This window comes from Cupriavidus sp. FW305-27 (assembly GCF_058787995.1).
The window spans coordinates 1-9,504 of sequence record NZ_JBYTAG010000118.1; the positions used below are offsets into that span (position 1 = coordinate 1).

Consider the following 9,504-nt stretch of genomic DNA (forward strand, 5'->3'; position numbering starts at 1 on the left):
CCCCCGACTTCCCCTCGAACGCCAGAAGCTGCGCCCCCTCCACAACCTGCTCCCCGACCCGGTAAAGCACCTCACTCACCACCCCGTCCACCGGTGCGCTGATGGTGTGCTCCATCTTCATGGCCTCCATCACCAGCAACGGCGTGCCGCGCGTGACGGTGCTGCCAGCCTCGACCATCACGGCAATGACCTTCCCGGGCATCGGCGCAGTGAGCTTGCCGCCTTCGCTTTCGGTCTCGCCGGCATGGGCCAACGGATCGAGCCAGGCCAGGCTCACATGCCGTCCGGCATAGAAGACGTGGAAGGTCTCGCCATCCGCATGCACCTGCCCGTGCGCGCGCCGGGTGCCGAGGTTGATGCGGATATCGTCGGCCTGGCAGGTGCAGGCAAAGGGCGCCGCCTGGTCCGCATAGATCAGCGTGCTGCCGCGCTCATTGGTGCTCAGCGTCACCTCCAGCACCTGCTCGCCATAGCCGAAGCGCAGCGTGCGCGACACGCCGCCGTTCAGCCGCCACGCGCCGCCATGGGTCCACGGCGAATGCTGGTCGGCGGCGTCGATGCGACGCTCGCGGGCCTCGCGGTCGAACAGCGCCGCCACCGCCAGCGCGATGACTTCCAGGCCGACCGGCGCCGGCGGCGGGAACAAGACCTTCTCGTTGCGCTCGATCAGGCCGGTGTCGAGGTCCGCCGTGCGGAACGCCTGGGACGACACCAGCCGCTGCAGGAAGGCCACGTTGGTCGACAACCCCACCACGTGATACGACGCCAGCGCCTGGCGCATGCGCGCCAGCGCCTCGTCGCGGTCCTTGCCCCAGACGATCAGCTTGGCGATCATCGGGTCGTAGAACGGGCTGATGGTGTCGCCTTCGCGCACGCCGGCGTCGATGCGGATGCCGGCCGGGCCGTGCACATCCTCACCGCGCATGAACTGCACCGCCGGCGGCGTGCGCAGGAAGCGCAGCGTGCCGGTTGATGGCAGGAACTGCTTGTCGGGGTTCTCGGCGTAGATGCGTGCTTCCAGGGCGTGGCCGTCGATGCGCAGCTGGTCCTGCGTGAGCGGCAGCGCTTCGCCGGCGGCGACGCGCAGCTGCCATTCGACCAGGTCCTGCCCGGTGATCATCTCGGTAACAGGGTGCTCCACCTGCAGGCGCGTGTTCATCTCCATGAAGTAGAACGAACCGTCCTGGTTGGCGATGAACTCCACCGTGCCGGCGCCGACATAGCCGACCGCCTTGGCCGCGGCCACCGCCGCTTCGCCCATGGCGCGGCGACGCGCCTCGGTCATGCCTGGCGCGGGGGCTTCTTCCAGCACCTTCTGGTGGCGGCGCTGCACCGAGCAGTCGCGCTCGAACAGGTAGACGCAGTTGCCATGGGTATCGGCAAACACCTGGATCTCGATATGGCGCGGGCGCGTCAGGTACTTCTCCACCAGTACCTTGTCATCGCCAAAGCTGGCGCTGGCCTCGCGCTTGACCGAGGCCAGCGCGGCCTCGAAGGCGTCGCCCGACTCGACCACGCGCATGCCCTTGCCGCCGCCGCCTGCGCTGGCCTTGAGCAGCACCGGGTAGCCGATGCGGTCGGCCTCGCGGCGCAGCAGCGCCGGACCCTGGTCCTCGCCGTGGTAGCCGGGCACCAGCGGCACCGCGGCCTTCTCCATCAATTGCTTGGCCGCGCTCTTGCTGCCCATCGCGTGGATGGCGGACGCCGGCGGGCCGATGAAGACCAGCCCCGCCGCGGCGCAGGCCTCGGCAAAGGCTTCGTTCTCGGACAGGAAGCCGTAGCCCGGGTGGATGGCCTGGGCGCCGGCCTCCTTCGCCATCTCGATGATGTGGTCCGCGCGCAGGTAGCTGTCGCGCGCGGCCGCGCCGCCGATATGCACGGCCTCGTCGCAGAAGGCGACGTGGCGCGCGTCGGCGTCGGCATCCGAGTACACCGCGACGGTGCGGATGCCGAGCCGGCGGCAGGTGGCGGCCACGCGGCAGGCGATTTCACCGCGGTTGGCGATCAGGATCTTGCTGAACATGGCTCCTCCTAGTTTTTCGACAGGACGGCGAGCCAGCTGATTACCGGTGGGCTTCCTTACCTCGTCATCCCGCGTAGCCCTCTGCGCGGATGTCGAGGCGGGCCAGCAGGGCGCGATCGCGGTCGGCCTGCGGGTTGCCGGTGGTCAGCAGCTTTTCGCCGTAAAAAATGGAATTGGCGCCGGCCATGAAGCACAGCGCCTGCAACGCTTCGTCCATGGCCTCGCGGCCGGCGGACAGGCGCACCATGGCGCGCGGCATGGTGATGCGTGCCACGGCAATGGTGCGGACGAACTCGAACGGGTCCAGCGCCTCGGTGCCCGCCAGTGGCGTGCCTTCGACCTGGACCAGGTTGTTGATGGGCACCGACTCCGGATACGGGTCCATATTGGCCAGCTGCGCGATCAGGCCGGCGCGCGCTTCGCGCGCCTCGCCCATGCCGACGATGCCGCCGCAGCAGACATTGATGCCGGCGTCGCGCACATGGCCGATTGTGTCGAGCCGGTCCTGGTAGGTGCGCGTGGTGATGATCTTGCCGTAGAACTCAGGCGAGGTATCCAGATTGTGGTTGTAGTAGTCCAGCCCCGCCTCCTTGAGCTGCTGGGCCTGCTCGGCCTTGAGCATGCCCAGCGTGACGCAGGTCTCCAGGCCCATGGCCTTGACTTCGCGCACCATGTCCATCACCGGCTCCAGGTGGCGGTCCTTGGGGCTGCGCCAGGCGGCGCCCATGCAGAAGCGGGTGGCGCCATTGGCCTTGGCCGCGCGCGCGGCGTCCAGGACTTCGTCCAGCGCCATCAGCTTTTCGGCCTTCACGCCGGCATCGTGGTGCGCGCTCTGCGGGCAGTAGCCGCAATCCTCTTCGCAGCCGCCGGTCTTGATCGACAGCAGCGTGGACAGCTGCACGGTATTGGCGTCGAAGTGCTCGCGGTGCACTTGCTGGGCGCGGAACAGCAGGTCGTTGAACGGCAGCGCGAACAACGCGGCAACGTCATCGACGCGCCACGCGGCGTCATCGGGCAGTGCGTGCGAGCGCGCGCTCTGGCGCAGGGAATCGACGGAAACGGTAGTAACGGTGGTAGCGGTGTGAGCTTGAGTCATGATCGATGCGAATTCTGGTTCAGGCAGCAAGGCCGGCGGCCTCGGCTTGGTATTGGGTGGCGGCGGCGAACAGCGGCGCAAGGTCGAGCCGGCCAGCGGCAGCGGCAGCGGCGGGCGCCAGTTGCCAGGGCAATTCACCGAGGCAAGGCGCGTCCAGCGACGCGTGCAGCGTGGCGATGTTCTCGTCGGCCAGCAGCATGTCCGGGTCGACCCGGTTGGCGATCCAGCCCGCCAGCGGCAGGCCGCGCGCGCGGATGGCTTCGGCGGTCAGCACGGCGTGGTTCAGGCAGCCGAGCCGGATGCCGACCACCATCACTACCGGGACCGCCAGCATCACCGCCAGGTCGGCGGTGTTCCAGCGCACCGCGCCTGCATCGAGCGGCACATTGAAGCCGCCCACGCCCTCAACCACCACCGCATCGGCCTGCCGGCGCAGCGCGTCGAAGGCGGCACGGACCGGCGCGCGCGTGATGCGCACGCCCTCGTGCGCGGCGGCCAGGTGCGGCGAGCACGGGGTGCGCAGCAGGAACGGGCAGGTCTGGCCCAGCGGCACCGCCACCGAGCTGGCGGCGCGCAGCTGCGCCACGTCGTCGTTGTGCCAATGGCCGTCGCGCCACTCACTGCCGCTGGCCACGGGCTTCATGCCCGCGGTGCGGTAGCCGGCGGCATGGAGCGCATGCAGCAGCGTGGCGCTGGCGTGGGTTTTGCCGATGCCGGTATCGGTGCCGGTGACAAAGCAGGCGAAAGGCGCACGCGTGCTCATGCGACCTCCCGCTGCGCCACGGCGGCGCTCAGGGCATCCAGCAGGCGCCGCACATCGTCTTCGGTGTGCGCGGCCGACAGCGTGATGCGCAGCCTCGCGGTCCCTTCCGGCACGGTCGGCGGCCGGATCGCGCCGACGCGGATGCCATCCGCCTCCAGCGTGGCCGACAGCGCCAGCGCGGCGCCGTTGTCGCCGACGATCAGCGGCTGGATCGCGGTCTCGCTGTCGCCCAGCGTCCAGCCCGCGATGGCAGCCAGCTGGGCCAGCCCCTCGCGCAGCATGCCGATGCAGCGCGTCAGTTGCGCGCGGCGTTGCGTGCCCTCCTCTCCTTCGATGATCGCCAGGCTGGCCAGCAGCGCATGCGCGACTGCCGGCGGCGCGGCCGTGGTGTAGATATACGGCCGCGCGGTGTTGACCAGGTGTTCGATGATGGTCTCGTGCGCGGCGACGAAGGCGCCCGCCACGCCGGCGGCCTTGCCGAGCGTGCCGATATAGATCAGCCGCTCGGACGACAGCCCCAGCGCTTCCAGCACGCCGTGGCCCTGCTCGCCCAGCACGCCGAAGCCGTGGGCGTCATCGACAATGATCCAGGCGTCATGGCGCTCGGCCAGTTCCAGCAGCTTGCGCAGCGGCGCGACATTGCCGTCCATGCTGAACACGCTGTCGGTCACGATCAGCTTGCGCTCGCTGGTGCTGGCCGCCAGCAGCGCTTCCAGCGCGGCGGTGTCGCAATGCGGGTAGCGCTGCACGTCGGCGCGCGCGAGCCGCGCCCCATCGATCAGCGAGGCATGGTTGAGCGACTCGCAGAACAGCGTGGCGCCCGCGGTGCCCAGCGCGGTCAGCACCGCCATGTTGGCCATGTAGCCGGTGCAGAAATACAGCGTGCACGCATGCGGGATATGCGGGGCGAGCCAGCGCGCCAGTTCCGCTTCCAGCTGGGTGTGCGCCAGCGAATGCCCGCTGACCAGGTGCGAGGCACCGCTGCCCGCACCATAGCGCTGCGCGCCTTCCACCAGCGCGGCGATCACGTCCGGGTGGTTGGCCAGCCCCATGTAGTCGTTGCTGCAGAAGGTCAGCAGCGATTCCGGCTCGGACCCGTCCTCGCCCACGGCCTGGTGCGGCGCGCAGGCAGTGTGGGCAACGCGGCGGCGGCGCGTCAGGGCCAGCGCGTGGCGCTGTTCGGCGGCCCGCCTCAGTTGTTCAAGCAGCATGGCGCACCTCCCCGCTCGTGGTCACATCGTCGAGCGTGGCCATCATCTGCTCGCCCAGCCAGCGTGCCTGCGCGGCATCGAAGACGTAGGGCGGCATCACGTACAGCGTATTGCCGATCGGGCGCACCAGCAGCTCGCGCTCGCGCGCGGCGTGATGGAAGCGCGCGGCAAAGTCGGCGCCGGCGACGTCATCGCGCACATCGGCGGCCCAGATCAGCCCGCGCTGGCGGACGTGCCGCAGGCGCGCGTCGGCGGCCAGCGCGGCCATGCCGTCGGCGAGCCAGTGCGCGCGCTCGCGGTTGCGCGCGAGCACGTCGTCCTGCGCGAACAAGTCCAGCGTGGCCAGCGCGGCGCGGCAGGCCAGCGGGTTGCCGGTGTAGGAGTGCGAATGCAGGAAGCTGCGGGCCAGCTCGTCGGCGACGAAGGCACGCTGGATCTCCGGGCGCGACAGCACCAGCGACAGCGGCAGGTAGCCGCCGCTGATGCCCTTGGACAGGCACAGGAAGTCGGGCCACAGGTGCGCGGGCAGCGGCGCCTCCCCGGCGCGCGACTGTTCCCACGCGAAGAAGGTGCCGGTGCGCCCGCAGCCCACCGCGATCTCGTCGGCGATCAGGTGGATCCGGTAGCGGTCGCACAAAGCGCGCGCGCCATCCAGATACGACGGGTCGTACATCGCCATGCCGGCGGCGCCCTGCACCAGCGGCTCGACGATCAGCGCGGCGATCTGGCCGGCGCGCTCGCGCAGCAGGGTTTCCAGCTCCGCCAGGGCGCGGGCGGCCACGTCCGCAGCGCTCTCGCCGGGTGCGGCCTGGCGTGCGTCGGGCGACATCACCACGTGTGCGCGGCGGATCAGCGGATCATAGGCATCGCGGAAGACTTCCACGTCGGTCACCGCGAGCGCGCCCACGGTCTCGCCGTGGTAGCCGTGGCGCAGGCAGACGAACTCGCGCTTGGCAGGCAGGCCGGTATTGCGCCAGTAGTGGAAGCTCATCTTCAGCGCGATCTCGACCGCCGAGGCGCCGTCCGAAGCGTAGAAGACATTGCCGAGCGCGCCGCCGGTCAGCGCCGACAGGCGCTCCGCCAGCTCCACCGCCGGGGCATGGGTGCAGCCGGCGAGCATCACGTGCTCAAGCGTTTCCAGCTGGCTGGCCAGCGCGGCGTTGATGCGCGGGTTGGCGTGGCCGAACAGGTTGACCCACCACGAACTGGTGGCGTCGAAATAGCGGCGGCCGTCGGCATCATGCAGCCACGGGCCGACGCCGCGCACGATCGCCAGCGGCACCGCGTCGTCGTCGGGGCGCAGCCGCGTGCATGGATGCCAGACGGCGTTGCGGCTGCGCTGGCCGAGTGCCTGCGCGTCTCTGCCTGGGGAAAGGGACAGGTGATCCAAGGTAGCCCTCCTTTGTTGACCGTCCGCGCGCGCGCCGTTGCCGGCAAGGCCGGGCAGTGCGACGGTGGCGGACAGGTTGGGGAGGGTCATGTTAGGAATGTCTCTTTCAGGTTGGCAATGACAATGGAATTTCCAAGTTAGCGGCGCGTTAGCGAAACTTGACGAATGTTTCCATGATGAAGCCTTGTTCTTGTTGCTAGCGTGCTGCGATCTACACGCAATCTTTATTTACGGAGGCATGCTGTCGCATGCTGCTACGGAACTCCCCTCTCCCGCCTGCGGGAGAGGGGTGGGGGGAGAGGGCCGGCCTTCCCACGAAGTCAGGCGCCTCATGCTTGGCATAAGCCCGCCCTCTCCCCCAGCCCCTCTCCCGCGCGCGGAAGAGGGGAGCAAACAAGCGGTAAGCCAGTCTTTTGCCTCAAGCCGGCCGCCACGACGGCGAGCGCTTCTCCAGGAACGACTTCACCCCTTCACGCCCCTCTTCCGACGCCCGGATCTTTGCAATCCGGTCCGCGGTATCGGCCAGCAAGTCGTTGTCGATCGCGCGCCCGGCGATGTCCTGCACCAGTCGCTTGCTTTCGCGCACGGCGTTCGGGCTGTTGGCCACCAGCGCAGTCGCCAGTTCGGCGACCTTGGCGTCCAGAGCCCCGGCCGGCACCACCGCATGCACAAAGCCCAGCCGCAGCGCCTCGGCGGCATCGAAGCGCTCGGCGGTGATGAAGTAGCGGCGTGCGGCCTGCTCGCCCAGCGCGCGGATCACATACGGGCTGATGGTGGCGGGCAGCAGTCCCAGGCGCGCCTCGGACAGGCAGAAGTGCGCGTGCTCGGCAGCCACCGCGATATCGCACGCGGCCACCAGGCCCATGCCGCCGGCGTAGGTGTCGCCCTGGATGCGCGCGATCACCGGGCGCGGGCACGACCAGATGGTGTGCAGCATCTGCGCCAGGGTCAGCGCATCGGCGCGGTTCTGGTCGTCGGAATAGCCGGCCATCTTCTTCATCCAATTCAGGTCGGCGCCGGCGCAGAAGGCAGGGCCGTTGCCGGCCAGCACGATGGCGCGCACCTCGTCCATGTCGCCCAGCGCGCGGAAGGCGCCGGTCAGCTCGGCGATCACGGTCTCGTTGAAGGCGTTGCGCACATCGGGCCGGTTCAGCGTGACGGTGGCGACGTGGCTGGCGATATTGACGGTCAGGGCGGTGAATTCCATGGTTCGCTCCGTTGGCGGATTAAGTTGTCTGGTGCGGTTCAGGTCCCGGCGTCGAACGGCAGCCCCAGCGAGCGGAAGAAGTTGCCGACTTCAGGCAACCACACCGGGATGCCTTCGCGCGCGCTGAAGACGCGATGCGAGTCGTTGCCGAACTCGCCCACGTCCACCAGCCGCGATCTGGCCGCGGGACCGGTGGCGCGCGCCTTGAAGGCGTTGAACATGCGGCCGGGCAAGGGCACCGGCCAGTAGCTGTCGTTGTCGCCGTACACCCACAGCGACGGGTAGCGCGCCAGGCCGCCATAGCTGGCAAAGGCATCGACCAGGCGCTCTTCCCAGTCCGCGCAGTTCAGGTTGCGCAGCCCGCCCGCGAAGTTGACCACGCCCAGCACCCCCGGATAGCCGATGGTGCTGAACGCCATCGTGGTCAGGCCCCCGTGCGACTGGCCGATCACGACAATGCGGTCCATGTCCACATAGGGCTGCGTGGCCATGAAGTCGAGCGTGGCGACGACATCGTCGGCCTGCATCATGCCGTTGGTCTCGATGTCGCAGCTGCCGCCCACATAGGCGCCACCCGAGCGCGCAAAACCCTGCCGCATCGGCAGCACCACGGCGTAGCCGCGGCGCAGGAATTCCAGGCTCTGCGCCGGAAAGCGCGCGCGCCCCTGCATCGCGGGCCGGCCCGGCGCCTTGCCGTGGTTGATCACCACCAGCGGGAACGGCCCATCGCCAGCCGGCTTGAATACCGTGGCCTCCAGGTCGATGCGCGACGGGATCGCCGCCTTGGGCAGCATCACCACCTGCTCCTGGAAGCGCATGCGCGGCGCAGGATTGCCGTTGCCGCTCGCGCTCTGCGCATGCCCCGACAGCGGCGCCAGCAAGGCAAGCGCCGTGACCAGGGCTGGGCTGCAAAGCAGGCGGGCGACGCTGCGCATGGGGTGGAAGGCGGTAATGTGACAGTAGCGGCGTGGCCGGGATTACATGCGGAACACGCCGAACTTCATCTCGTCGATCGGTGCGTTCAGGCTCGCGGAAAGACCCAGGCCCAGCACGGTGCGGGTCTGCGCCGGGTCGATCACGCCGTCGTCCCACAGCCGCGCGCTGGCGTAGTACGGATGGCCCTGGTGCTCGTACTGGTCGCGGATCGGCTGCTTGAACGCCTCTTCCTCTTGCGCGCTCCACTTGCCGCCCTTGCCCTCGATGCCGTCGCGGCGCACCGTGGCCAGCACGCTGGCGGCCTGCTCGCCACCCATCACCGAGATGCGCGCGTTCGGCCACATCCACAGGAAGCGCGGCGAATAGGCGCGCCCGCACATGCCGTAGTTGCCGGCGCCGAACGAGCCGCCGATGATCACCGTGAACTTGGGCACCTGCGCGGTGGCGACCGCGGTCACCATCTTGGCGCCATTGCGGGCAATGCCTTCGTTCTCGTACTTGCGGCCCACCATGAAGCCGGTGATGTTCTGCAGAAACACCAGGGGGATCTTGCGCTGACAGCACAGCTCGATAAAGTGCGCGCCCTTCAGTGCGGATTCGGAGAACAGGATGCCGTTGTTGGCGACGATGCCGACGGGGTAGCCCCAGATGCGCGCGAAGCCGCACACCAGCGTGGTGCCGTAGCGCGCCTTGAACTCGTCGAACTCGGAGCCGTCGACCAGGCGCGCGATCACCTCGCGCACGTCATAGGGCTTGCGCGTGTCGGTCGGGATCACGCCGTACAGTTCTTCCACCGGGTAGAGCGGCTCGACCGGCTCGTGCAGGCGGATCTGGTCCGGCTTGCGGCGGTTCAGGTGCTGCACGATATTGCGCGCCAG

Annotated in this window: 8 protein-coding genes; all 8 read right to left on the minus strand. The window is 69.0% G+C overall.

The window, feature by feature from the left end:
- A partial coding sequence (locus AC3WRI_RS32365; RefSeq protein WP_492294953.1) for an acetyl/propionyl/methylcrotonyl-CoA carboxylase subunit alpha occupies positions 1-2,023 on the minus strand: 2,023 nt, incomplete at its 3' end.
- Positions 2,024-2,087: 64 nt separating this feature from the next.
- Positions 2,088-3,119 carry a biotin synthase BioB gene (gene bioB, locus AC3WRI_RS32370; protein WP_010813271.1) on the minus strand — a complete coding sequence of 344 codons (1,032 nt, stop codon included), beginning with the start codon at positions 3,117-3,119 and terminating at the stop codon, positions 2,088-2,090.
- A 19-nt stretch (positions 3,120-3,138) separates the two neighbouring features.
- Positions 3,139-3,882, minus strand: a complete 744-nt coding sequence (bioD, locus tag AC3WRI_RS32375; RefSeq protein ID WP_439671160.1) for a dethiobiotin synthase — start codon at positions 3,880-3,882, stop codon at positions 3,139-3,141.
- Positions 3,879-5,093 carry an 8-amino-7-oxononanoate synthase gene (gene bioF / locus AC3WRI_RS32380; protein ID WP_010813269.1) on the minus strand — a complete coding sequence of 405 codons (1,215 nt, stop codon included), beginning with the start codon at positions 5,091-5,093 and terminating at the stop codon, positions 3,879-3,881. Before bioF ends, bioD begins: the two co-directional genes overlap by 4 nt.
- Complete coding sequence (gene bioA, locus AC3WRI_RS32385) at positions 5,083-6,483, minus strand: adenosylmethionine--8-amino-7-oxononanoate transaminase (RefSeq protein ID WP_058698942.1); 1,401 nt, start codon at positions 6,481-6,483, stop codon at positions 5,083-5,085. Before bioA ends, bioF begins: the two co-directional genes overlap by 11 nt.
- 418 nt (positions 6,484-6,901) lie before the next feature.
- Positions 6,902-7,690, minus strand: coding sequence for an enoyl-CoA hydratase/isomerase family protein (locus AC3WRI_RS32390; protein ID WP_492294955.1), 789 nt, complete (start codon positions 7,688-7,690; stop codon positions 6,902-6,904).
- A 38-nt stretch (positions 7,691-7,728) separates the two neighbouring features.
- Complete coding sequence (locus tag AC3WRI_RS32395) at positions 7,729-8,625, minus strand: dienelactone hydrolase family protein (RefSeq protein ID WP_041687111.1); 897 nt, start codon at positions 8,623-8,625, stop codon at positions 7,729-7,731.
- 42 nt (positions 8,626-8,667) lie between these two features.
- Positions 8,668-9,504 (minus strand): carboxyl transferase domain-containing protein (locus tag AC3WRI_RS32400; RefSeq protein ID WP_492294957.1); only part of this gene is annotated, 837 nt, incomplete at its 5' end.